At 59.9% G+C, this 23,317-nt stretch carries 21 protein-coding genes and 1 pseudogene; 1 reads left to right on the top strand and 21 read right to left on the bottom strand.

What is annotated here, in order from left to right:
- Positions 1-11: 11 nt before the first annotated feature.
- The 7 genes from PMA3_RS04975 to PMA3_RS04945 all read right to left on the bottom strand — a co-directional run bounded on the left by PMA3_RS04975 (position 12) and on the right by PMA3_RS04945 (position 6,021).
- Positions 12-869 (bottom strand): peptidoglycan DD-metalloendopeptidase family protein, encoded by an 858-nt coding sequence (locus tag PMA3_RS04975; RefSeq protein ID WP_064676125.1) that lies wholly within the window; start codon positions 867-869, stop codon positions 12-14.
- A gap of 199 nt (positions 870-1,068) precedes the next feature.
- On the bottom strand, positions 1,069-1,704 hold the full coding sequence (locus PMA3_RS04970) for a protein-L-isoaspartate(D-aspartate) O-methyltransferase (protein WP_178110502.1): 636 nt from the start codon (positions 1,702-1,704) through the stop codon (positions 1,069-1,071).
- A gap of 41 nt (positions 1,705-1,745) precedes the next feature.
- Positions 1,746-2,495 carry a 5'/3'-nucleotidase SurE gene (surE, locus tag PMA3_RS04965; protein WP_064676123.1) on the bottom strand — a complete coding sequence of 250 codons (750 nt, stop codon included), beginning with the start codon at positions 2,493-2,495 and terminating at the stop codon, positions 1,746-1,748.
- A complete protein-coding gene (gene truD / locus PMA3_RS04960) occupies positions 2,483-3,541 on the bottom strand; it encodes a tRNA pseudouridine(13) synthase TruD (RefSeq protein ID WP_064676122.1) in 1,059 nt (352 codons plus the stop codon). Before truD ends, surE begins: the two co-directional genes overlap by 13 nt.
- On the bottom strand, positions 3,538-4,011 hold the full coding sequence (ispF, locus tag PMA3_RS04955; protein WP_064676121.1) for a 2-C-methyl-D-erythritol 2,4-cyclodiphosphate synthase: 474 nt from the start codon (positions 4,009-4,011) through the stop codon (positions 3,538-3,540). Before ispF ends, truD begins: the two co-directional genes overlap by 4 nt.
- Before the next feature lie 43 nt (positions 4,012-4,054).
- On the bottom strand, positions 4,055-4,900 hold the full coding sequence (fghA, locus tag PMA3_RS04950) for an S-formylglutathione hydrolase (RefSeq protein ID WP_064676120.1): 846 nt from the start codon (positions 4,898-4,900) through the stop codon (positions 4,055-4,057).
- Between the two features lie 8 nt (positions 4,901-4,908).
- A complete protein-coding gene (locus PMA3_RS04945) occupies positions 4,909-6,021 on the bottom strand; it encodes an S-(hydroxymethyl)glutathione dehydrogenase/class III alcohol dehydrogenase (protein ID WP_033059912.1) in 1,113 nt (370 codons plus the stop codon).
- Positions 6,022-6,128: 107 nt separating this feature from the next.
- On the opposite strand from PMA3_RS04945, the gene PMA3_RS04940 reads away from it, so the two are divergent.
- Positions 6,129-7,025, top strand: a complete 897-nt coding sequence (locus PMA3_RS04940) for a LysR family transcriptional regulator (RefSeq protein ID WP_064676119.1) — start codon at positions 6,129-6,131, stop codon at positions 7,023-7,025.
- Between the two features lie 93 nt (positions 7,026-7,118).
- Here the strand turns inward: PMA3_RS04940 and ispD are convergent, their stop codons facing one another.
- From ispD to PMA3_RS04870, 14 genes and pseudogenes are all read right to left on the bottom strand, one after another.
- Positions 7,119-7,826 (bottom strand): 2-C-methyl-D-erythritol 4-phosphate cytidylyltransferase, encoded by a 708-nt coding sequence (ispD, locus tag PMA3_RS04935; RefSeq protein WP_064676118.1) that lies wholly within the window; start codon positions 7,824-7,826, stop codon positions 7,119-7,121.
- Positions 7,823-8,101, bottom strand: a complete 279-nt coding sequence (ftsB, locus tag PMA3_RS04930) for a cell division protein FtsB (RefSeq protein WP_008028992.1) — start codon at positions 8,099-8,101, stop codon at positions 7,823-7,825. Before ftsB ends, ispD begins: the two co-directional genes overlap by 4 nt.
- Positions 8,102-8,273: 172 nt before the next feature.
- Positions 8,274-9,563 (bottom strand): phosphopyruvate hydratase, encoded by a 1,290-nt coding sequence (eno, locus tag PMA3_RS04925; protein WP_033059918.1) that lies wholly within the window; start codon positions 9,561-9,563, stop codon positions 8,274-8,276.
- Between the two features lie 156 nt (positions 9,564-9,719).
- Positions 9,720-10,565 (bottom strand): 3-deoxy-8-phosphooctulonate synthase, encoded by an 846-nt coding sequence (gene kdsA, locus PMA3_RS04920; protein ID WP_064676117.1) that lies wholly within the window; start codon positions 10,563-10,565, stop codon positions 9,720-9,722.
- Positions 10,566-10,570: 5 nt separating this feature from the next.
- Positions 10,571-12,202, bottom strand: a complete 1,632-nt coding sequence (locus tag PMA3_RS04915; RefSeq protein ID WP_064676116.1) for a CTP synthase — start codon at positions 12,200-12,202, stop codon at positions 10,571-10,573.
- A 274-nt stretch (positions 12,203-12,476) separates the two neighbouring features.
- Positions 12,477-13,804 (bottom strand): annotated as a pseudogene (gene tilS, locus PMA3_RS04910) (tRNA lysidine(34) synthetase TilS).
- 147 nt (positions 13,805-13,951) lie between these two features.
- Complete coding sequence (locus PMA3_RS04905; protein WP_064676115.1) at positions 13,952-14,899, bottom strand: acetyl-CoA carboxylase carboxyltransferase subunit alpha; 948 nt, start codon at positions 14,897-14,899, stop codon at positions 13,952-13,954.
- Between the two features lie 140 nt (positions 14,900-15,039).
- Entirely contained in the window at positions 15,040-18,561 is a 3,522-nt protein-coding gene (gene dnaE, locus PMA3_RS04900) for a DNA polymerase III subunit alpha (protein WP_064676114.1), read from the bottom strand.
- A 76-nt stretch (positions 18,562-18,637) separates the two neighbouring features.
- Entirely contained in the window at positions 18,638-19,264 is a 627-nt protein-coding gene (rnhB, locus tag PMA3_RS04895; RefSeq protein WP_064676113.1) for a ribonuclease HII, read from the bottom strand.
- A gap of 11 nt (positions 19,265-19,275) precedes the next feature.
- Positions 19,276-20,406 carry a lipid-A-disaccharide synthase gene (lpxB, locus tag PMA3_RS04890; protein ID WP_064676112.1) on the bottom strand — a complete coding sequence of 377 codons (1,131 nt, stop codon included), beginning with the start codon at positions 20,404-20,406 and terminating at the stop codon, positions 19,276-19,278.
- Between the two features lie 2 nt (positions 20,407-20,408).
- Complete coding sequence (lpxA, locus tag PMA3_RS04885) at positions 20,409-21,185, bottom strand: acyl-ACP--UDP-N-acetylglucosamine O-acyltransferase (RefSeq protein ID WP_064676111.1); 777 nt, start codon at positions 21,183-21,185, stop codon at positions 20,409-20,411.
- Positions 21,182-21,622 carry a 3-hydroxyacyl-ACP dehydratase FabZ gene (gene fabZ / locus PMA3_RS04880; RefSeq protein ID WP_064676110.1) on the bottom strand — a complete coding sequence of 147 codons (441 nt, stop codon included), beginning with the start codon at positions 21,620-21,622 and terminating at the stop codon, positions 21,182-21,184. The genes lpxA and fabZ overlap by 4 nt, the downstream gene beginning before the upstream one ends.
- Positions 21,623-21,730: 108 nt before the next feature.
- A complete protein-coding gene (gene lpxD / locus PMA3_RS04875; RefSeq protein ID WP_064676109.1) occupies positions 21,731-22,786 on the bottom strand; it encodes a UDP-3-O-(3-hydroxymyristoyl)glucosamine N-acyltransferase in 1,056 nt (351 codons plus the stop codon).
- Positions 22,787-22,789: 3 nt separating this feature from the next.
- A complete protein-coding gene (locus tag PMA3_RS04870; protein WP_064676108.1) occupies positions 22,790-23,293 on the bottom strand; it encodes an OmpH/Skp family outer membrane protein in 504 nt (167 codons plus the stop codon).
- Positions 23,294-23,317 lie beyond the last annotated feature (24 nt).

The following is a 23,317-nucleotide window of genomic DNA, read 5'->3' as shown; positions in this document are numbered from 1 at the left end:
CTGGCTAACGATCAACGACGCGGCAGGAATTGCAGCGGATCTACTGGTTTACCCTGTCGGCGAATCTCAAAGTGCAGTTTCACCCGGTCTGTACCCGTGGACCCCATTTCGGCAATTGTCTGTCCGACCTTGACCTGCTGCCCCTCCTGAACCAACAGCCTGCGGTTATGTCCGTAGGCACTGACGTAGGTGTCGCTGTGTTTGATGATGACTAATTCGCCGTAGCCCCTTAAGCCACTCCCGGCGTATACCACCGTCCCATCAGACGCAGCTAAAACAGGCTGTCCCAAATCCCCGGCGATATCAATTCCTTTATTCAAACTGCCGTTTGAAGAGAATTTACCAATGAGAATGCCATTAGATGGCCACCCCCAGCCGGTCGGGGCGGGACCCGCCGCAGGCATCGGAACGGCTGCAGGTTTGTTGGCGACGGACGGTACAACCACCGCCGTGCTGCTGGTCGCACCGTTGGCGGGGCGACGGAAGACGGTGGTTCTACTCGACGACGAAGGCGTTGAACTGGCCGAACCGACCACGGTTGTCGGCGTTGAACCGGTGCGACCGTCAAAGCGAATCGTCTGACCTGGATGGATCGTGTAGGGCGCAGGAATGTTGTTGCGTGCAGCCAGTGCCTTGTAGTCCCAGCCGTAGCGAAAGGCGATGGAAAACAGGGTGTCCTTGGGGCGGACGACATACTGACCCGTCGTCACTGCCGGACGCTGCGCGACAGATTTGTTGCGCTCGATGACGCGCACGTCGCTCGACTTGTTGCTGGAGCAACCAACCAGCAAGGTGCTCAAGACGAGGCCAGTCACCAGGCGCTGAAAGCTCGTTATACCCATTCGCTGCGCAATGACTGTAAGACTCACCCGCCGCTCCCTTTGTGGTGGCTGAAAATGTGGATTGCCGTATTCCGGCAGAAAGTCGCAAGTATAACGGGCCGTGCAGGCTTTACCTTTAATGAAGCGAGGCACACGTTTGCTACCTGTCGATGCGCCCCGTTTAATTGATCGATGCCGCTGTAAGACAGGGACATTCGAAGAGAATTCAGCGCGTCGAAACAAATGCTCAGGCCAGTGGCCCGTTGAGCAATGGCACGAAGCGCACCGACCCGAGAACGCGCCTGGAAAACCCCTGTTCTTCCCGAATGATCAGCATCAATTGTTGAACCTCACCGGAGCCCACCGGAATCACCAATCGTCCCCCCGGCGCCAACTGATCGAGCAACGCCTGAGGCACTTCGGTCGCCACTGCGGTGACGATGATGCCGTTGTACGGCGCCAGCGCCGGCCAGCCCTCCCAGCCATCGCCCCAACGAAACACCACGTTGCGCAAGTTAAGCTCGACCAGGCGTTCCTTGGCCCGGTCCTGCAGCACCTTGATGCGCTCGACCGAAAACACCCGCTCGACCAGTTGCGACAGGATCGCAGTCTGATAACCCGAGCCCGTGCCAATTTCCATGACCTTGTCCAGAGGCCCGGCCTCCAGCAACAGCTCGCTCATGCGCGCGACCATGTAAGGCTGGGAGATGGTCTGGTTGTTCCCGATCGGCAACGCCGTGTCTTCATAGGCACGGTGGGCCAGCGCCTCGTCGACGAACAGGTGACGCGGCGTACGGCGAATCACCTCCAGCACCTTGGCGTTGGAGATGCCTTCCTCATACAAACGCTGGATCAGGCGCTCGCGGGTTCGTTGCGAGGTCATCCCGATGCCGCGATGCAGCATGGGATCTTGTTCACGAGCCATTAGCGCAGCCCCTCCAGCCAGCCATCAATACTTCTGAAGGCGTCATTGAAGGTGCGATCCAGTTGCAGCGGGGTGATTGAAACGTAGCCCTGCATCACCGCATGGAAATCGGTGCCCGGACCGCCATCTTCGGCGTCCCCCGCCGCAGCGATCCAGTAACCGGATTTGCCGCGTGGATCGACCACTTTCAACGGTGCCGCAGCGCGGGCGCGATGGCCGAGACGAGTCAGTTGTATTCCGCGGATGTGGTCCAGCGGCAAATTGGGAATGTTCACGTTCAGCACCGTGCGCGGTGGCAGATCGAGGTCCGCGTGAGCCTCCACCAGTTTGCGCGCAAAATAAGCGGCTGTGGAAAGGTTCTCTACTTGCCGTGAGACAAACGAAAAGGCGAACGAAGGACGCTCCAGGAAACGTCCTTCGAGGGCGGCGGCCACGGTCCCGGAATACAGCACATCGTCCCCCAGGTTGGCGCCCAGGTTGATCCCGGACACCACCATGTCCGGTTCTTGCTCCAGCAGACCGTTGAGCCCCAGGTGAACGCAATCGGTGGGCGTGCCATTAAGGCTGATAAAGCCGTTGGCCAGGATTTGCGGGTGCAATGGACGGTCGAGCGTCAGCGAACTGCTGGCGCCGCTTTTGTCCTGGTCGGGGGCGATAACCACGCATTCGGTGTAATCCGCCAGCGCAGCATAAAGCGCGGCGAGACCGGGTGCGGTTACCCCATCGTCGTTAGAAATCAGAATACGCATGGGCTGTCCGTCTGCCCCACCGGCACCAGATCGACGAATTCGCGCACCAATACGGTGGCGAAGCATCCGGCCGGCAGGACGAATTCCAGTTGCAGAATGTCAGGCTCGGGATAATGCCACGTCAACCCACTAATGGGCAGCCGCAGGATGCGACGTTCGTGGCTCATTCCGGCGTTAATCAACCAATCGCGTAGATCCGCCTCGCGTGCGGCGATTGCCTGTTCCATTTCATGGACAGCGCCCGAGGCCGGCGAGTCACCTTCGCCCCACTGCGGACCGGTCGGGTGCAGGTCGAGAATCGCCAGACGCGGGTCGCTGCACTCGGCAACGCCGGCGGGAAAGAAACTGCGGCTATCGGTGAAGGCCAGCAAATCGCCTACCTGGGCACGCTGCCAGGTGCCATCGGCGACACGCGCCGCCAACACTTGGTTAAACAGAAAACTACGGGCCGTTGAAAGCAGGCGCGAACGCACGTTGCGCTGCTCCGGCAAAGCCTTGCGCGCGGCCCAGGCACGGGCATCGACCACGTTGCCGCCGTCAAAGCCGAAGCGCTGGGCGCCGAAATAATTGGGAACACCTTGCGTGGCGATCCGCTGCAGACGCTCTTCGATCGCCGCCTTGTCGCCAGCGAACCGAGTCAGGCGCAAAGTGAAGCCGTTGGCCGAATGGGCACCGCGCTGCAGTTTGCGTTTGTGTCGGCCGGTCTTGAGGATTTTCAAGGTATCGTTTTCGGCAGGCGACAAATCCGGATCAGCCTTGCCTGGCAGCTGGATGCTGAACCACTGACGCGTCAACGCCTGACGGTCCTTGAGGCCGGCGTAGCTGACGGTGCGCAAGGGCACACCCGCGGCCTTGGCGATCCGCCGCGCTGCTTCTTCGGTATTGAGCCCGCGCTTCTCCACCCAGATCCACAGGTGCTCGCCATCGCCACTGAGAGGGATATCGAGCACTTCATCGACCTGGAAATCTTCCGCCGTCGCCTTCAGTACGGCGCTGCCGAGGGCTTCACCATAAGCACGCGGACCGAGCAATTGCAGGTCGTTCATGCGCGCAGCAACAAGGCAACGGAATGCACGGCAATACCTTCTTCGCGACCGACAAAGCCAAGCTTTTCGGTGGTGGTGGCTTTCACGTTCACTTGATCCAACTCAACTTGAAGATCCGCGGCAATCAGCGCGCGCATCGATTCGATATGCGGGGCCATTTTTGGCGCCTGGGCGACGATGGTGTTATCGACGTTGCCGACCTTCCAGCCCTTGGCGTGGATCAATCCGACGACGTGACGCAACAGCACGCGGCTGTCGGCGCCCTTGAATGTCGGGTCGGTGTCCGGAAAATGCTTGCCGATGTCGCCCAGCGCGGCCGCGCCAAGCAAGGCATCGCTCAAGGCGTGCAGCAGGACGTCACCATCGGAATGAGCGAGCAGCCCGAAGCCGTGTGCGATCCGCACGCCGCCCAGAGTAATGAAATCGCCTTCAGCGAAACGGTGCACATCATAGCCGTGGCCAATACGCATAAAAAAACGCCCCGATTTTTGTCAGGGCGTGATTCTACCTGCATTAGACGCTTAGGGCGCGTGCGTGATGTTGCAGATGATCGTCGATGAAGCTGGCGATGAAGAAATAGCTGTGGTCGTAGCCGGGTTGCAGGCGCAACGTCAGCGGATGACCCGCCAGCCTGGCGGCCTGTTGCAGGGCTTCAGGCTTGAGCTGGGTGGCGAGGAAATCGTCGCGATCGCCTTGATCGACCAGCAGCGGCAATTTCTCATCAGCCTCGGCGATCAATGCACAGGCATCCCATTCACGCCATTTCGAACGGTCTTCCCCCAGGTAACGGGAGAAGGCCTTTTGCCCCCAAGGACAATCCATCGGGTTGTTGATCGGCGAGAACGCCGACACCGACTGATAGCGCCCCGGATTGCGCAAGGCGCAAACCAGCGCGCCGTGGCCCCCCATGGAGTGACCGCTGATGCCACGCTTGTCCGATGCAGGGAAATGGGCTTCGACCAATGCGGGCAATTCCTGCACGACATAGTCATGCATCCGATAGTGCCGCGACCAAGGCTCCTGGGTGGCATTCAGATAAAAACCGGCACCGAGACCGAAGTCCCAGGCGCCCTCCGGATCACCCGGCACATCGGGGCCGCGAGGACTGGTGTCCGGTGCCACGATGATCAGCCCCAGCTCGGCGGCCATGCGCATGGCGCCGGCCTTTTGCATGAAGTTTTCGTCGGTGCAGGTCAGGCCGGACAGCCAGTACAGCACCGGCAGTTTGCCGCCCTGCTCCGCTTGCGGCGGCAGGTACACGGCAAACACCATGTCGCAGCCGAGCACATCGGAGCGGTGCCGATAGCGTTTGTGCCAGCCGCCGAAGCTTTTCTGGCAGGAAATGTTTTCCAGGCTCATGGGCGACCTCAGAAATGGATGACGGAACGGATGCTCTTGCCTTCATGCATCAGGTCGAACGCCTTGTTGATATCTTCCAGGCCCATGGTGTGGGTGATGAACGTATCCAGCGGGATCTCGCCGGTCTCGGCCATTTCGACGTAGCTCGGCAACTCGGTACGGCCGCGCACGCCGCCGAACGCCGAACCGCGCCAGACGCGACCGGTGACCAGCTGGAATGGACGGGTGGAGATTTCCTGACCGGCACCGGCCACGCCGATGATCACCGATTCGCCCCAACCCTTGTGGCAGCACTCGAGGGCCGCGCGCATCAATTGCACATTGCCGATGCACTCGAAGGAGAAGTCGACGCCGCCATCGGTCATGTCGACGATGACTTCCTGGATCGGACGATCGAAGTCTTTCGGGTTCACACAATCGGTTGCACCCAGCTGTTTGGCGATCTCGAATTTGGCCGGGTTGATGTCGATCGCGATGATCCGTGCAGCCTTGGCTTTTACCGCGCCGATGACCGCCGACAGACCGATGCCGCCGAGGCCGAAAATGGCGACGGTGTCACCTGGTTTTACCTTGGCCGTGTTGAGAACTGCGCCGATGCCGGTGGTGACACCGCAGCCCAGCAGGCAGACTTTTTCCAGTGGCGCTTCTTTAGGAATTTTGGCGACGGAGATTTCCGGCAACACGGTGTATTCGGAAAATGTCGAAGTACCCATGTAGTGGAAAATTGGCTGGCCTTTGTAGGAAAAGCGCGAGGTGCCATCCGGCATCAGGCCTTTGCCTTGGGTGGCGCGAATGGCCTGGCACAGGTTGGTCTTGCCCGACAGGCAGAATTTGCACTGGCGGCATTCCGGGGTGTACAGCGGGATCACGTGATCACCCACCGCCACGGAGGTCACGCCCTCGCCGATGGCTTCCACCACCGCGCCACCTTCGTGGCCGAGGATCGACGGGAAGATGCCTTCCGGGTCGGCGCCGGACAGCGTGTACGCATCGGTATGGCAGACACCGGAAGCAACCACCCGCAGCAACACTTCACCGGCCTTGGGCATGGCGACATCGACTTCGACGATCTCGAGGGGTTTCTTGGCCTCGAAGGCTACGGCAGCTCGCGACTTGATCATGTGCATTCTCCAGTGAATAAAAACGAGACAAGGAGTGTAATACAGCGCTCTACGGTGAATAATCCGGACAAAAGCAAAACATTATTGCCATACAGGGATAATCCTTGATGTCGGAAAATCGCTGGGAAGGGATCGACGAATTCGTCGCAGTCGCCGAGTGCAGTCAGTTCACGGCTGCTGCGGAACGTCTTGGGGTTTCTTCCTCTCACATCAGTCGACAAATCGTACGCCTCGAAGAACGCCTTCAGACGCGGCTGCTTTATCGCAGTACCCGCCGGGTCACCCTGACCGAGGCCGGGCAAACCTTCCTGCAGCATTGCCAACGTTTGCAGGATGGTCGCGAAGAAGCACTGCGAGCGGTCGGTGATCTGACCAGTGAGCCTAAAGGGATGCTGCGCATGACCTGCGCCGTGGCGTACGGCGAACGCTTCATCGTGCCGCTGGTCACGCGCTTCATGGGGCTTTACCCGCAACTGCGTATCGACATCGAACTGAGCAACCGCCAACTCGACCTGGTGCACGAGGGCCTGGACCTGGCGATCCGTCTGGGTCGCTTGCAGGACTCCCGGCTGGTGGCGGCACGGCTGGCACCACGGCGAATGTACTTGTGCGCATCACCGTCCTACGTGGAACGGTATGGTCGCCCACACAGTTTGTCGGAACTGAGTCGCCACAATTGCCTCATCGGCAGTTCGGACATTTGGCAACTGGAACAGAACGGGCGGGAATTTTCCCAGCGGGTACAGGGAAACTGGCGTTGCAACAGTGGGCAAGCGGTACTGGATGCGGCGTTACAGGGTGTCGGGTTGTGCCAGTTGCCGGATTACTACGTGCTGGAGCATTTGAAAAGCGGTGCGTTGATTTCGTTGCTGGAAGCGCATCAGCCGCCGAACACGGCGGTATGGGCGCTTTATCCGCAGCAGCGGCATCTGTCGCCGAAGGTGCGCAAGTTGGTGGATTATTTGAAGGGAGGGTTGGCTGAGCGGCCGGAGTATCGGAGTTAGAAGATCCGGCGCAGTGTCAGCAAGATGTTGGTTGCCTGGAGCATCGCTATCGCGAGCTTGCTCGCGATTGGGGCAACACAGTACCAAAGTCAATCAGTGACGATTAGCCCAGCGCTGTCTCAACCATTCAAGGTCTTCGGGCCGAGTGACTTTCAGGTTATCGGACCGCCCTTCAATCAGCCGCGGCGCCAGACCTGCCCACTCCATCGCCGAAGCCTCATCGGTGATGACCGCATCCGCCACCAGACTGTCGGCCAACGCCCGATGCAACGCCCCCAGGCGAAACATCTGCGGTGTATACGCTTGCCAGATCACACTGCGATCCACGGTTTCCACTACACGACCGAGCTTGTCGACCCGTTTGAGGGTATCGCGCGCCGGCACCGCCAGCAGCCCACCAACCGGATCGTCAGCCAGTTCAGCCAGCAACTTGTCCAGATCATCACGGCTCAGATTGGGCCGCGCTGCATCGTGCACCAACACCCAATCCTCATCGTCAGCGCCCTGGGCATGCAAATGCAGCAACGCATTGAGTACCGAGCCGGAACGCTCGGCGCCCCCTTCAACTCGCTGAATACGCGAATCGCCAGCACACGCCAGATTCGGCCAATAAGGGTCATCAATAGCAAGACTGACCACCAGGCCTTTCAAGCCAGGATGGTCAAGGAAACAGCCGAGGCTGTGTTCGAGAATAGTGCGCCCGCCCAGTTGCAAATATTGCTTGGGACGGTCCGCGGCCATACGGGCACCGACGCCCGCGGCAGGAATCACGGCCCAGAAGGCCGGTAACGAGAGGTTCATTGCGCCAGCTGGTAAAGGGTTTCACCGTCCTTGACCATGCCCAACTCATGGCGAGCCCGCTCTTCAACGGTCTCCATGCCCTTTTTCAACTCGCTGACTTCAGCGTCCATCACCCGATTGCGCTCAAGCAGGCCCTCGTTCTCGGCATGTTGATCAGCGATCTGCTGAGTCAGCTCGGCCACTTGCGCCAGGCTGCCGTTACCCACCCACAGGCGGTATTGCAGGCCAGCCAGCAGCAGGAGCAAGACGAGGAACAACCAATTGGGACTGCGCATCGAATATCGGGTATCCAGTGAAAAAAGACAGCCATGCCAAAAACTTTGAAGCTGCTGATAGCACGAAGCCTGGAAGACCCAGGCTTGTGCTGATAAGGCATCAGATTAGTGGCAAATCCATCGCTGTTGCGACTTTTTAGACACAATCCGTTGTCTTTTTACTATTTAGCAATCAGCCGCGGAATTCGCTGCGACCGTTGTACTTGGCTTTGCCATTCAACTGCTCTTCGATACGCAGCAGTTGGTTGTACTTGGAAACGCGATCGGAACGGCACAGGGAACCGGTCTTGATCTGGCCAGCCGAAGTACCCACTGCCAGGTCGGCAATGGTCGAATCTTCGGTTTCGCCGGAGCGGTGCGAGATCACGGCAGTGTAGCCCGCAGCCTTGGCCATCTGGATGGCCTCCAGAGTTTCGGTCAGGGTGCCGATCTGGTTGAACTTGATCAGGATCGAGTTGGCGATCTTTTTATCGATGCCTTCTTTCAGGATCTTGGTGTTGGTCACGAACAGGTCGTCGCCCACCAGCTGAACTTTCTCGCCGATCTTGTCCGTGAGGATTTTCCAGCCAGCCCAGTCGGACTCGTCCAGGCCGTCTTCGATCGAGATGATCGGGTAGCGCTCGGTCAGGCCTTTGAGGTAGTCGGCGAAACCTTCAGCGGTGAATACCTGGCCTTCGCCGGACAGGTTGTATTTACCGTCTTCGTAGAATTCGCTCGCCGCGCAGTCCAGGGCCAGGGTCACGTCGGTGCCCAGCTTGTAACCGGCGTTGGCCACGGCTTCGGAGATCACTTTCAAAGCGTCTTCGTTGGAGGCCAGGTTTGGTGCGAAACCACCTTCGTCACCAACAGCAGTGCTCAGGCCACGGGCCTTCAGAACAGCTTTCAGGTGATGGAAAATCTCGGTGCCCATGCGCAGACCTTCCGAGAAAGACTTGGCGCCAACCGGCTGAACCATGAATTCCTGGATGTCGACGTTGTTATCGGCGTGCTCGCCACCGTTGATGATGTTCATCATCGGAACCGGCATCGAGTAGACACCCGGAGTGCCGTTCAGGTTGGCGATGTGAGCGTACAGCGGCAGATCCTGATCCTGTGCGGCGGCCTTGGCGGCTGCCAGGGAAACGGCGAGGATCGCGTTGGCGCCCAGGGAACCTTTGTTTTCGGTGCCGTCGAGCTTGATCATCGCGTGATCCAGCGCCTTTTGGTCGCTTGGATCTGCACCTTTCAACAGGTCGCGGATCGGACCGTTGATGTTGGCGACGGCTTTGAGCACGCCCTTGCCCAGGTAACGGCTCTTGTCGCCATCACGCAGCTCGAGCGCTTCACGCGAGCCAGTGGAAGCACCGGACGGCGCGCAAGCGCTACCGATGATGCCGTTATCGAGAAGCACGTCCGCTTCGACGGTGGGGTTGCCACGGGAGTCGAGAACTTCACGACCTTTGATGTCGACGATTTTTGCCATTGTTGTAAACACTCCAAAGTTGACGAAAACGACGCAGCTGAAGGAAATCTTGTATCGCCGGCAAGTGATGTGCAGCGGGCAGGCTTGCGGACGATAAGGCCCAGGCCCGAGGGCCTGAGCATTAATTCGTGCGGTACTTTACCGGAGAAATGAGGATTACGCGGTTTCTACCGTCGGAAAACTCTTCACCAGTTCGTCCAAAGCTTTGAGCTGGGCCAGGAATGGCTCCAGCTTGTCCAGACGCAAGGCGCAAGGGCCGTCGCATTTGGCGTTGTCCGGGTCCGGGTGGGCTTCGAGGAACAAGCCGGCCAGCGACTGGCTGATCCCGGCTTTCGCCAGATCGAGCACCTGGGCGCGGCGACCACCGGCAGAATCGGAGCGAGCACCCGGCATCTGCAACGCGTGGGTCACGTCGAAGAACACCGGGTATTCGAACTGCTTCATGATGCCGAAGCCGAGCATGTCGACGACCAGGTTGTTGTAGCCGAAGCTCGATCCGCGTTCGCAGAGGATCAACTGATCGTTACCCGCTTCCACGCATTTGCTCAGGATGTGTTTCATTTCCTGAGGCGCGAGGAACTGGGCTTTCTTGATATTGATCACCGCGCCGGTCTTGGCCATCGCGACCACCAGGTCGGTCTGGCGCGACAGGAAGGCCGGCAGCTGGATGATATCGCAGACTTCAGCGACGACCGCGGCCTGGTCAGGCTCGTGGACGTCGGTGATGATCGGCACGCCGAACGCTTGCTTGATGTCCTGGAAAATACGCATGCCCTCTTCCAGGCCGGGGCCACGGTAAGAGGTCACGGAGGAACGGTTGGCCTTGTCGAAGCTGGCCTTGAACACGTAAGGGATACCGAGCTTTTCGGTGACCTTCACGTACTCTTCGCAGACCTGCATCGCCATGTCACGGCTTTCCAGCACGTTCATGCCACCGAACAGCACCATTGGCTTGTCGTTGCCAATCTCGATATCGCCTACGCGGATGATCTTCTGCGCCATTGGAATTACGCCTTCTTCTGGTGTTGGACCAAAGCTGCTTTAACGAAACCGCTGAACAACGGGTGACCGTCGCGTGGTGTCGAGGTGAACTCAGGGTGGAACTGGCAAGCGACGAACCACGGATGATCCGGGGCTTCGACCACTTCGACCAGCGCGCCATCACCGGAACGACCGGAGATCTTCAGACCGGCTTCGATCAGTTGCGGCAGCAGGTTGTTGTTCACTTCATAGCGATGACGGTGACGCTCGACGATCACGTCCTTGGCGTAGCAGTCGTGCACCAGGGAGCCGGCTTCGAGCAGGCAATCCTGTGCGCCCAGGCGCATGGTGCCGCCCAGGTCGGACGCTTCGGTACGGGTTTCGACAGCGCCGGTGGCATCTTCCCACTCGGTGATCAGGCCCACGACCGGGTGACCGCTGGCACGATCGAACTCGGTGGAGTTGGCGTCTTTCCAGCCCAGCACGTTACGTGCGAACTCGATGACGGCCACTTGCATGCCCAGGCAGATACCCAGGTACGGCACCTTGTTTTCGCGAGCGAATTGAACGGCAGTGATCTTGCCTTCCACGCCGCGCAGACCGAAGCCGCCCGGTACGAGGATCGCGTCGACACCTTCCAGCAGCGCAGTGCCCTGGTTTTCGATGTCTTCGGAATCGATGTAGCGCAGGTTGACCTTGGTGCGGTTGCTGATGCCGGCGTGACTCATCGCTTCGATCAGCGACTTGTAGGCGTCCAACAGCTCCATGTACTTGCCGACCATGGCGATGGTGACTTCGTGCTCGGGGTTGAGCTTGGCGTCGACCACGGCTTCCCACTCGGACAGATCGGCGCCGCCACATTGCAGGCCGAAACGCTCGACGACGAAATCATCCAGGCCCTGGGCGTGCAGGATGCCCGGGATCTTGTAGATGGTGTCGGCATCTTCCAAGGCGATCACCGCACGTTCTTCAACGTTGGTGAACTGCGCGATCTTGCGGCGCGAGGACAGGTCGATCGGGTGATCGGAACGGCACACCAGCACGTCCGGTTGCAGGCCGATGGAACGCAGTTCCTTGACCGAGTGCTGGGTCGGCTTGGTTTTGGTTTCGCCAGCGGTGGCGATGTACGGCACCAGCGTCAGGTGCATCAGCATCGCGCGCTTGGCGCCGACTTCGAAACGCAATTGACGGATCGCTTCGAGGAACGGTTGCGATTCGATGTCACCCACGGTGCCACCGATCTCGACCATGGCCACGTCGGCATCGCCAGCGCCCTTGATGATCCGGCGCTTGATTTCGTCGGTGATGTGCGGGATCACCTGGATGGTGGCGCCCAGGTAATCACCACGGCGCTCTTTGCGCAGGACGTGCTCGTAGACACGGCCGGTGGTGAAGTTGTTGTTCTGGGTCATGGTCGTGCGGATGAACCGCTCGTAGTGGCCCAGGTCCAGGTCAGTCTCGGCGCCGTCGTGGGTGACGAACACTTCACCGTGCTGGAACGGGCTCATGGTGCCCGGGTCAACGTTGATGTACGGGTCCAGCTTCAGCATGGTGACCTTAAGTCCCCGCGCCTCCAGGATGGCCGCCAATGAAGCCGATGCGATGCCTTTCCCCAATGAAGAAACAACACCGCCCGTGACGAATATGTAGCGCGTCATGAAAAACCCTAGAAGTCTGCGTTAAAGCGGTCCGAGCCGCCGGGGAAAGCGAAGGAAGGCCGAAGCCCCCGATCACCTGCATCAATCACAGTGCAACCTTCGAAAAAACCGCCGCGTTGGTACAGACCGGAAGGTGGAACACCGGTACGTTGCTCGCTACACATTTTTTGGAATCGCCCAGCAAAGACTGCTTGGTAATCGGCAACTCCTGCAATTCAGGCGAATCCACAGAAGTTGTATCAAGAAGGGAGCGTAGTCTACCGGAAAGCCCCTTTCAGCTCAAACCTTGATCGCAGGTGGTGGCTGCCAATGTAAATGCCAGCCGTCCCTGGCGCTGCCGTTCAGGCCCCGCAGGTTCGCCACCGCCAGCAATTGCTCGCCCTGGTACAGCAGCGGCAATCTGCCACGGGCGAAGTTCGGGACGCCGCGTTCGTTGAGCAAACGCTTCAAGTCACGGTGACCGCGATCAGGCAGATGCATGATTTCTCCCCCTTCACGATAGCGGATCTGCAGCGGCCCATCGGGAGTTTGGCCAGTGAGCCTGAGTTCCCCGTTGCCCGGCAACGCCAGCGGAAGCGAGGGGTCGGGCCAGGTTCCGGCGGCGGGCGGAGTGCCAAGCCAGTGTCCCGACAGCCACCAGATGCGGCCTCCGGCCCGATGGAGTTCGCCGTCCGCCAAGCGCCAGACCGGACGAGCATCTCCGGTCGCATCACGCAAATCGTCCCAACCCGACCAGTGGTCGCTGTCCGGCAGACGCGTCAGCGCCGCGAGCCAGTGACGCACTGCATTTCGCTGGCGAGCGGCAGAGAGTGCTGCCAGCGGCGCCAGCTCCAGGGACGGCAAGCCCAGCCAATCGAATTCACTGACCGCGCTCGCACTGGCAAGATCGATTTGCGCCAGCTCATCGAGCAATGCCTGCGCCTCACTCAGATGCGCGGCGCTGCGGGCCATGGTCGCCACCGCTTGCGGCCAGCGCTCGGTCAATACCGGGACCACCTGATGGCGCAGGTAATTGCGCGAGTATTGCCGGTCCTGGTTCGAGGGATCTTCAATCCAGCTCAGCCGATGTTCGGCGGCGTAGGCCTCCAATTCTGCCCGCGAGACACCCAGCAATGGACGAAGCAGATGACCTTTGCCCAGCGAACGCTGAAGTGGCATCCCCGCCAGCCCCCTCACCCCTGCGCCACGCAACAGCCGAAACAACAGGGTTTCCGCCTGATCGTCACGGTGCTGGGCGGTCAGCAGCACTTCATTGGCCTGAGTGACCTCGACGAACACCCCATATCGCGCATCCCGGGCGGCACGCTCAAGGCTGGCGCCGGGCTGAACCTGGACGCGAACCACCTCTAGCGGCACACCTAGCGCATCACAGACGGACTGGCAATGAGCCGGCCACGCATCGGCCGCAGCCTGAAGGCCGTGGTGGACGTGGATGGCGCTTAGCACGGGCAGGGATTCGGTTTTTGCGAGCAGGGCGAGCAGGTGCAGCAGGACGGTGGAGTCGAGGCCGCCAGAGAAGGCGATGCGCCAGGTGGTGGCGTTGCGCCAAGGTGCGAGATTCAGCATGAGTCTGGTGTGCAGATCAATATTGGACTGACTCATATCCATCACCTTGCACAAATCAAATGTGGGAGCGAGCTTGCTCGCGATAGCGGCTTAACGTTCAACCTATTCGTTGACTGTTATACCGTCATCGCGAGCAAGCTCGCTCCCACAGTGTTTTGCATCGTTGGCAGAAGCGGCGCCCAGTTACAGACCGTAACTCATCAGACGCTCATAACGGCGGGCCAGCAGCGCTTCGTTATCGAATTTCTTCAGCATCGACAGTTGCGAGCTCAGCTCGGCACGGATCGAGGCTGCCGCCTTGACCGGATCACGGTGGGCGCCGCCCAACGGCTCGCCGATCACTTTATCCACGATGCCCAGGCCCTTGAGGCGCTCGGCGGTGATGCCCATGGCTTCAGCGGCATCCGGGGCTTTTTCTGCGGTTTTCCACAGAATCGAAGCGCAACCTTCCGGCGAAATAACCGCGTAGGTCGAGTACTGCAGCATGTTCAACTGATCGCACACGCCGATCGCCAACGCACCGCCGGAACCGCCCTCGCCGATCACGGTGGCGATGATCGGGGTTTTCAGGCGCGCCATGACACGCAGGTTCCAGGCGATCGCTTCGCTCTGGTTGCGCTCTTCGGCGTCGATACCCGGGTAAGCGCCCGGGGTGTCGATGAAGGTCAGGATCGGCATTTTGAAGCGTTCGGCCATTTCCATCAGGCGGCACGCCTTGCGGTAGCCTTCCGGACGCGGCATGCCGAAGTTGCGGCGAACTTTCTCGCGCACTTCCCGGCCTTTCTGGTGCCCGATGATCATCACCGGCTGGTCGTCCAGACGGGCAATGCCGCCCACGATCGCAGCGTCGTCGGAGAAGTGACGGTCGCCGTGCAGCTCGTCGAACTCGGTGAAGATGTGTTCGATGTAGTCCAGGGTATAGGGACGTTTCGGGTGACGCGCCAGACGTGCGATCTGCCAGCTGGTCAGCTTGCCGAAGATGTCTTCGGTCAGCGTGCTGCTTTTGTCCTGCAGGCGGGAGATCTCATCGCCGATATTCAGCGAATTGTCATTACCGACCAAGCGCAACTCTTCGATCTTGGCTTGCAGGTCGGCGATCGGCTGTTCGAAATCTAGAAAATTCGGGTTCATAGGCGTCCGTCTTGGGTCGACATCCAAGAGAGCTTGGGCCGGCCGGTTGTCTATTCGCGCCCTACCTTAAGGGAGAGGCGCGTTCAGGTCGAGATTAAAAATTCAGGTCGAGATCAGGCCCTAACTATAGGGCCTGACCGTCAACGGTATTGGAGGAAGACGTTGTCTCGCCCGAACTGGTCACGCAGGGCTTGAATCAAGGCATCCGCCGGGTCGATTCGCCAGGTCTCGCCGAACTGCAGCAAGGCCTTCGCATCGGGACTCGTATATTCCATGGTGATCGGGCACGCACCACGGTGACGCTTGAACAGCTCGCCCAGCCAACGCAGCTGATCGCCCTTGAGGTCCTTGGTCTGCAGTTTCAGGCGCAGGCTTTCGGCCAGGTTGGTGCGGGCATCTTCCATGCTCATCACCCGCTTGACCCGCAGGCGCAGGCCACCGGAGAAGTCGTCGTTGCTGACTTCGCCTTCGACCACCACCATCGCGTCGGTCTGCAGCAGCGATTGCGCGGAGTGGAATGCGTCGGCGAACAGCGAAGCTTCGATCCGGCCAGAGCGGTCGTCCAGGGTAATGAACCCCATCTTGTCGCCCTTTTTGTTCTTCATCACGCGAAGGGCGATGATCATGCCCGCGACCGTCTGGGTATCCCGGGCCGGTTTCAGGTCGATGATGCGCTGACGGGCGAAACGGCGGATCTCGCCTTCGTATTCGTCGATCGGGTGACCGGTCAGGTACAGGCCGAGGGTATCTTTCTCCCCTTTGAGGCGTTCCTTGAGGGTCAGCTCCTTGGCCTTGCGGTGATTGGCATAGACATCGGCATCTGCCTCGACGAACAGCCCGCCAAACAGGTCGACATGACCGCTATCGTGGGTGCGCGCGGTTTGTTCGGCCGCTTTGATCGCCCCTTCCATGGCGTTCAGCAAGACCGCCCGGTTGCGGTCGATATTGGCCTGATAGGCTTTCTGCTCGTCATGGAAGTAAGGCCCCAGACGATCCAGCGCACCGCTGCGGATCAAACCGTCCAGGGTGCGCTTGTTGATACGTTTGAGATCGACACGGGCGCAGAAATCGAACAGATCCTTGAACGGACCTTCCTGACGCGCCTCGGTGATGGCTTCCACCGGACCTTCGCCCACACCTTTGATCGCGCCGAGGCCGTAAATAATTCGGCCTTCGTCATTCACCGTGAACTTGAACTCCGAAGTATTCACATCCGGCGCGTCGAGGCGCAGCTTCATGGTGCGAATTTCTTCGATCAAGGTCACGACCTTGTCGGTGTTGTGCATATCCGCCGACAGTACCGCGGCCATGAACGGCGCCGGGTAGTGCGTCTTCAGCCACGCGGTCTGGTACGACACCAGGCCATAGGCGGCGGAGTGGGATTTGTTGAAGCCGTAACCGGCGAATTTTTCCACCAGGTCGAAAATGTTACCGGCCAGGTCCGCCTCGATATTGTTGGTCTTGCAACCTTCAATGAAGCCGCCGCGCTGCTTGGCCATTTCTTCGGGTTTTTTCTTACCCATGGCCCGGCGCAGCATATCCGCACCGCCGAGGGTGTAACCGGCCATGACCTGGGCAATCTGCATCACCTGTTCCTGATACAGGATGATGCCGTAAGTCGGCGCCAGCACCGGCTTCAGGCCTTCGTACTGGTAATCCGAGTGCGGGTACGCGAGTTCGGCGCGACCGTGCTTACGGTTGATGAAGTCGTCCACCATGCCCGATTGCAGCGGCCCCGGACGGAACAGGGCCACCAGTGCGATCAAGTCTTCCAGGCAGTCGGGCTTGAGCTTTTTGATCAGCTCCTTCATGCCGCGGGACTCGAGCTGGAACACCGCGGTGGTTTCGGCCTTTTGCAGCAGCTGGTAGGTCGGCTTGTCATCCAGCGGGATGAACGCGATGTCCAGCGGCGGCTCATCGACCTTGGCGCGGTCGCGGTTGATGGTTTTCAGCGCCCAGTCGATGACCGTCAGGGTTCGCAGACCGAGGAAGTCGAACTTCACCAGGCCCGCGGCTTCAACGTCGTCCTTGTCGAACTGGGTCACCAGACCGTCACCGGCCTCATCGCAATAAATCGGCGAAAAGTCAGTCAGCTTGGTCGGCGCGATCACCACACCACCGGCGTGCTTGCCGACGTTACGCACAACGCCTTCGAGCTTGCGCGCCATTTCCCAGATTTCCGCGGCTTCTTCATCGACCTTGATGAAGTCCCGCAGGATTTCTTCCTGTTCGTAGGCCTTTTCCAGGGTCATGCCGACTTCGAACGGAATCATCTTCGACAGGCGATCCGCCAGGCCGTAGGACTTGCCCTGCACCCGCGCAACGTCACGGACCACGGCCTTGGCCGCCATGGAACCGAAGGTGATGATCTGGCTGACCGCGTTGCGCCCGTATTTCTCGGCCACGTAGTCGATCACGCGGTCACGGCCATCCATGCAGAAGTCGACGTCGAAGTCGGGCATCGATACCCGTTCCGGGTTAAGGAAACGTTCGAACAGCAGGTCATATTCCAGCGGATCGAGGTCGGTGATCTTCTGCACATAGGCCACCAGCGACCCGGCACCCGACCCCCGACCCGGACCCACCGGTACGCCGTTGCTCTTGGCCCACTGGATGAAGTCCATCACGATCAGGAAGTAACCGGGGAAGCCCATCTGGATGATGATATCCAGCTCGAAATTCAACCGGTCGACATAGACCTGACGCTTGGCTTCGTAGTCTTCGGTGGTGTCCTTGGGCAGCAGAACGCTGAGGCGATCTTCCAGGCCATCGAAGGAAACCTTGCGGAAGTACTCGTCGATGGTCATGCCATCGGGAATCGGGAAGTTGGGCAGGAAGTGCTTGCCCAGTTTCACTTCGATGTTGCAGCGCTTGGCGATCTCAACGGTGTTGGCCAGCGCCTCGGGAATGTCGCTGAACAGCTCGGCCATTTCCTCGGCGCTTTTGAGGTATTGCTGATCGCTGTAATTCTTGGAACGTCGCGGATCGTCGAGGGCGCGGCCTTCACCGATGCAGACACGGGTTTCGTGGGCGGCGAAGTCTTCCTGCTTGATGAAGCGCACGTCGTTGGTCGCCACCAGCGGCGCACCGATTTTCTCGGCCAGGGCCACGGCGCCGTGCAGTTGCTCTTCATCGTTGGGACGGTTGGTGCGCTGGATTTCCAGGTAGAAACGATCCGGGAACACCGCCATCCATTCGCGCGCCAGGTTTTCCGCCTCAGCCGGGTTGCCGCTGAGCATTGCCAGGCCGATCTCGCCTTCTTTCGCCGCCGACAGCATGATCAAGCCTTCGCTGGCTTCGGCCACCCACTCGCGCTCGATGATGACCGAGCCATTGCGCTGGCCGTCGATGAAGCCGCGGGAGATCAGTTCGGTCAGGTTGCGATAACCCACGGCATTCATCGCCAGCAGGCTGATCCGGCTCAGGGCGTTATCCGGATCCTTGTTCGACAGCCACAGGTCGGCGCCGCAGATCGGCTTGATCCCCGCGCCCATGGCCGCCTTATAGAACTTGACCAGGGAACACATGTTGTTCTGGTCGGTGACCGCTACGGCAGGCATGTTCATGCCGACCAGGGTCTTGACCAGCGGCTTGATCCGCACCAGACCGTCGACCAGGGAATATTCAGTGTGCAGGCGTAGGTGAACGAATGAAGCCGGCATAGTGATCCTGTCTGTAAACGTAAAGACAACAAGGCCCGGATTGTACCGGGCCTTGGAAAAAACATCAGCCTTGCGACTAACTCACGATCAGGTGTGCCCGCGCCTCGTAAGCCAGGCGAACCGGGGCGAACGAGCGCCGGTGGATGGGCGTCGGACCCAGGCGGGCCAGGGCTTCCAGATGAACGGGGGTCGGATAGCCTTTATGGCCGCCGATGCCATACCCCGGGTAAACCAATTCGAAAGCAGCCATTTCACGGTCGCGACTGACCTTGGCCAGGATCGATGCCGCGGCGATGGCCGGTACCAGGCCGTCACCCTGAATCACCGCTTCGGCGCGCATCGACAGTTTCGGGCAACGGTTGCCGTCGATCATCGCCAGCCTTGGCGTGATGTGCAGGCCCTCGACGGCGCGCTGCATGGCCAGCATGGTAGCGTGAAGGATGTTCAACTGGTCGATTTCTTCGACTTCGGCGCGGGCGATGCACCAGCTCAGGGCTTTTTCGCAGATTTCGTCATAAAGCTTTTCGCGGCGGGCCTCGGTCAGTTTCTTCGAGTCGTTCAGCCCCAGAATCGGTCGGCTCGGATCGAGGATCACCGCAGCAGTCACCACGGCGCCACAGAGCGGGCCGCGACCGACTTCGTCGACGCCGGCAACCAATTCTTCGACTTCAGCGACCAAGTTGAAATCCAGCCCCATTTGCATGCTTGTTTTTTTCATTGTACGTGACCGATCAGGTTCAGCACTGCATCCGCAGCCTGGTTGGAGGCATCCAGACGAAGGGTCCGGTGAATTTCATCGAAACCGCGGGTCTGCTCTTCGCCACCCTCGATCAGCGGCGACAGGGTCTGGGCCAGCGCTTCGACCGTCGCATCGTCCTGCAACAGCTCGGGCACCAGCAGGCGCTGGGCCAGCAGGTTCGGCAAGGACACGTACGGGCTTTTCACCATCCGCTTGAGAATCCAGAACGTCAGCGGTGCCAGGCGATAGGCAACCACCATCGGCCGCTTGTACAGCAAGGCTTCAAGGGTCGCCGTTCCGGAGGCAATCAGCACGGCGTCGCAGGCCGCCAGGGCCAGATGGGATTTGCCGTCGAGCAAGGTCAATGGCAGATCGCGACCGACCAGCAATTCCTCGAGCTGCTTGCGCCGCTCGGGGCTGGCGCAAGGCATGACAAAGCGCAGACCAGGGCGTAGGGCGCGCAGGCGCTGGGCGGTATCGAGGAACAACGCACCGAGACGCCCCACTTCGCCACCGCGACTGCCGGGCATCAGTGCGACCAGCGGTCCGTCCGGCAGGCCGAGTTCGGCACGTGCGGCGGCGCGATCCGCTTCGAGCGGGATCGCATCGGCCAGGGAGTGCCCGACGAACCGTACCGGTACGCCCTTCTCTTCGTAGAATTTCGCCTCGAACGGGAACAGCGTCAGCATCAGGTCGCAACCTTCGCGGATCTTCAGCACCCGCTTCTGCCGCCAGGCCCAGACCGACGGGCTGACGTAATGCACGGTCTTGATCCCGGCCTGACGCAGCTTGAGTTCGATGTTGAGGGTGAAGTCCGGGGCATCGATGCCGATGAACACATCTGGCTTTTCGGCGATGAGGTCGGCGATCAGCTTCTTGCGGCGCTTGAGCAACTCACGCAAGCGGCCCAGCACTTCCACCAGGCCCATCACGGAAAGACGTTCCATCGGGAAATACGAGGTCAGGCCTTCAGCCTGCATCAACGGGCCACCGACCCCGATAAACTCAACCGCCGGATGCCGAGCCTTGAGCGCTCGCATCAGACCGGCACCCAGAATGTCGCCGGAAGCCTCACCGGCCACCAGCGCTATACGCAGATTAGCCATGATTAACGCGTGATGCCGCGGGTCGAAGACTGGATGGAATCACGAAATACCGCGACTTCCGGAAACTGCGCCGAAGGTTCGGTCAGTTCGGCGAGCGCCTGTTCCACCGTCAGGCCCTGGCGGTAAACCACCTTGTAGGCACGACGCAAGGCGTGGATGGCGTCTTCGCTGAAACCACGACGGCGCATGCCCTCGAAGTTCATGCTGCGCGCTTCGGCCGGGTTGCCGAACACCGTGACGTACGCTGGCACGTCCTTGCCGATGGCGGTACCCATGCCGGAAAAACTGTGGGCGCCGATGTGGCAATACTGATGCACCAGGGTAAAACCGGACAGGATCGCCCAGTCCTTGACGTGCACATGGCCCGCCAATGCGGTGTTGTTGACCAGGATGCAGTGGTTGCCGATGACGCTGTCGTGGCCGATGTGGGCATAGGCCATGATCAGGTTGTGATCACCCAGGGTCGTTTCCGAACGGTCCTGGACCGTTCCGCGGTGAATGGTCACGCCTTCGCGGATGACGTTGTGGTCACCGATAACCAGGCGAGTCTCTTCACCTTTGTATTTCAGATCGGGCGTGTCCTCGCCTACCGAAGAAAACTGGTAGATGCGGTTGTGCTTACCGATTCGGGTCGGACCTTTGAGAATCACATGCGGCCCGATCACTGTCCCCTCGCCGATTTCCACACCTGCGCCGATGATCGACCAGGGGCCGACCTCGACGTCGTCGGCCAGGATGGCCAACGGATCGATGATTGCGCGAGGGTCAATCAAACTCATAGTTTGCGTTCCGCGCAGATGATTTCAGCGGAGCAGACTGGCTTGCCATCGACCGAAGCCTGGCACTCGAACTTCCAGATCTGGCGCTTGCAGCTCAGGAACCTGGCTTCCAGGATCAGCTGATCACCCGGCAAGACCGGCTGGCGGAAGCGCAGCTTGTCGGAGCCGACAAAGTAATAGAGCGTGCCATCGGCAGGTTTCACGTCGAGCATTTTGAAGCCAAGGATCCCGGCAGCCTGAGCCATTGCTTCGATGATCAATACGCCCGGCATGATTGGATGCGCAGGGAAGTGACCGTTGAAGAAAGGTTCGTTGATGCTGACATTCTTGTAGGCGCGAATGCGCTTGCCTTCCACATCCAGATCCACGACCCGGTCCACCAGCAGGAACGGGTAACGGTGAGGCAGGTATTCGCGAATCTCGTTGATGTCCATCATTTCGGGGGGAAGCCTATGTAAAGATTGGGAGCGCGCGACTGACGCGCATTCCTCTAGCAAATCAAGGAGGCCGTCTAGCGGCTGTGCACCCTTGATATGGAAATGGTATCAGCCATCTGATGAAGCATTATCGTCAGGGGTCACTTCCCCTACTCGCTTTTCCAGCTGTCGCAGCCGCCGCGCGATGTCATCGAGCTGACGCAGGCGTGCCGCGCTTTTGCGCCACTCGGCAGCCGGCTGCATGGCCGTACCGGAAGAATAGGAACCCGGTTCGGTAATCGAGTGGGTCACCATGGTCATCCCGGTGATGAAAACGTTGTCGCAGATTTCGATATGCCCCACCAGCCCCACACCACCGGCGAGCATGCAATGCTTGCCGATTTTGCTGCTGCCGGAGATCCCCACGCACGCCGCCATGGCGGTGTGATCACCGATCTGGACGTTGTGGGCGATCTGAATCTGATTGTCGAGCTTGACGCCGTTGCCGATGACAGTATCGGCCAATGCACCGCGATCGACAGCAGTGTTCACGCCGATCTCTACATCATCGCCGACCAACACGCCGCCGATCTGGGCGATTTTCTGCCAGACACCTTTCTCGTTGGCAAACCCGAAGCCTTCACCCCCGAGCACGGCGCCGGATTGAATCACCACCCGCTTGCCGATGCGCACGTCGTGATACAGCGTGACCCGCGGGGCCAGCCAACCGCCTTCACCAATCTCGCTGCGGGCGCCGACAAAGCAATGGGCGCCTACGGTCACGCCGGCGGCAATGCGGGCCGCGCTTTCGATCACGGCAAAGGCCCCGATACTCGCCGCCGGATCGACCACCGCATCCACCGCCACGACCGCCGTCGGGTGAATCCCGGCTACCGCTTTAGGCTTGGGATCGAACAGGTGGGAAATACGGGCATAGGCCAGGTACGGATCGGCCACCACCAGTGCATCACCGACGAAACCTTCAGCATCGGCGGCCTTCAGCAACACCGCTGCGGCCCGGCTGTCAGCCAGGTATTTGCGGTATTGAGGGTTTGCCAGAAAGCTCAACTGAGCTGGGCCAGCCTCTTGCAAAGTGGCTAGCCCAGTAATTTCCTTCTCCGCGTCGCCACTCAGGGTGGCGCCGAGGAACTCGGCCAGCTGACCGAGTTTTATGGTCGCTGTCATGGATTACTTCAGCTGATTCATGCGCTCGATAACCTGGCGAGTGATGTCGTACTGAGGCTTGACATCAATCACTGCGCCACGCTCGAAGACCAGGTCAAAAGCACCTTTCTTGATGACTTCTTCCACAGCACTGTCCAGTTTCGGCTTGAGCTGCTTCAGCATTTCACGGTCGGCGACGGCCTTGGCTTCGTTCAGCTCCTTGGACTGGAACTGGAAATCACGGGCCTTTTGCTTGAATTCGAGTTCCAGGCGTTCACGCTCGCCCTGCTGCATCTTGTCGCCGCCCGCCATCAGACGATCCTGAATGCCTTTGGCACTGCTTTCCAGCGTCTTGAGCTTGGTCAGCTGAGGGCCGAATTTTTTCTCTGCATCCACCGCGTACTTCTTGGCTGCGTTGGATTCCAGCAGTGCCATCTGATAGTTCAGAACGGCGATTTTCATGTCGGCAAAAGCCGGACCTGCTACCAGTACGGTCGCCAGGAGAACCAATTGAGTCAACTTACGCACGATGCACTCCTACAAAATCCATTG

This window comes from Pseudomonas silesiensis (assembly GCF_001661075.1).
Classification (GTDB): Bacteria; Pseudomonadota; Gammaproteobacteria; order Pseudomonadales; family Pseudomonadaceae; genus Aquipseudomonas; species Aquipseudomonas silesiensis.
Note: the sequence above shows the minus strand (reverse complement) of the source record. Positions and strands in the feature narration are given on the sequence as shown.

What these genes read in the sequence shown, in the direction of transcription:
- PMA3_RS04970 (WP_178110502.1), bottom strand. Translation starts at nt 1,704, where the DNA reads ATGACCTCGCAACGAACCCGCGAGCGCCTGATCCAGCGTTTGTATGAG.
- surE (WP_064676123.1), bottom strand. Translation starts at nt 2,495, where the DNA reads ATGCGTATTCTGATTTCTAACGACGATGGGGTAACCGCACCCGGTCTC.
- truD (WP_064676122.1), bottom strand. Translation starts at nt 3,541, where the DNA reads ATGAACGACCTGCAATTGCTCGGTCCGCGTGCTTATGGTGAAGCCCTC.
- ispF (WP_064676121.1), bottom strand. Translation starts at nt 4,011, where the DNA reads ATGCGTATTGGCCACGGCTATGATGTGCACCGTTTCGCTGAAGGCGAT.
- fghA (WP_064676120.1), bottom strand. Translation starts at nt 4,900, where the DNA reads ATGAGCCTGGAAAACATTTCCTGCCAGAAAAGCTTCGGCGGCTGGCAC.
- PMA3_RS04945 (WP_033059912.1), bottom strand. Translation starts at nt 6,021, where the DNA reads ATGATCAAGTCGCGAGCTGCCGTAGCCTTCGAGGCCAAGAAACCCCTC.
- PMA3_RS04940 (WP_064676119.1), top strand. Translation starts at nt 6,129, where the DNA reads ATGTCGGAAAATCGCTGGGAAGGGATCGACGAATTCGTCGCAGTCGCC.
- ispD (WP_064676118.1), bottom strand. Translation starts at nt 7,826, where the DNA reads ATGAACCTCTCGTTACCGGCCTTCTGGGCCGTGATTCCTGCCGCGGGC.
- ftsB (WP_008028992.1), bottom strand. Translation starts at nt 8,101, where the DNA reads ATGCGCAGTCCCAATTGGTTGTTCCTCGTCTTGCTCCTGCTGCTGGCT.
- eno (WP_033059918.1), bottom strand. Translation starts at nt 9,563, where the DNA reads ATGGCAAAAATCGTCGACATCAAAGGTCGTGAAGTTCTCGACTCCCGT.
- kdsA (WP_064676117.1), bottom strand. Translation starts at nt 10,565, where the DNA reads ATGGCGCAGAAGATCATCCGCGTAGGCGATATCGAGATTGGCAACGAC.
- PMA3_RS04915 (WP_064676116.1), bottom strand. Translation starts at nt 12,202, where the DNA reads ATGACGCGCTACATATTCGTCACGGGCGGTGTTGTTTCTTCATTGGGG.
- PMA3_RS04905 (WP_064676115.1), bottom strand. Translation starts at nt 14,899, where the DNA reads ATGAACCCGAATTTTCTAGATTTCGAACAGCCGATCGCCGACCTGCAA.
- dnaE (WP_064676114.1), bottom strand. Translation starts at nt 18,561, where the DNA reads ATGCCGGCTTCATTCGTTCACCTACGCCTGCACACTGAATATTCCCTG.
- rnhB (WP_064676113.1), bottom strand. Translation starts at nt 19,264, where the DNA reads ATGCAAATGGGGCTGGATTTCAACTTGGTCGCTGAAGTCGAAGAATTG.
- lpxB (WP_064676112.1), bottom strand. Translation starts at nt 20,406, where the DNA reads ATGGCTAATCTGCGTATAGCGCTGGTGGCCGGTGAGGCTTCCGGCGAC.
- lpxA (WP_064676111.1), bottom strand. Translation starts at nt 21,185, where the DNA reads ATGAGTTTGATTGACCCTCGCGCAATCATCGATCCGTTGGCCATCCTG.
- fabZ (WP_064676110.1), bottom strand. Translation starts at nt 21,622, where the DNA reads ATGATGGACATCAACGAGATTCGCGAATACCTGCCTCACCGTTACCCG.
- lpxD (WP_064676109.1), bottom strand. Translation starts at nt 22,786, where the DNA reads ATGACAGCGACCATAAAACTCGGTCAGCTGGCCGAGTTCCTCGGCGCC.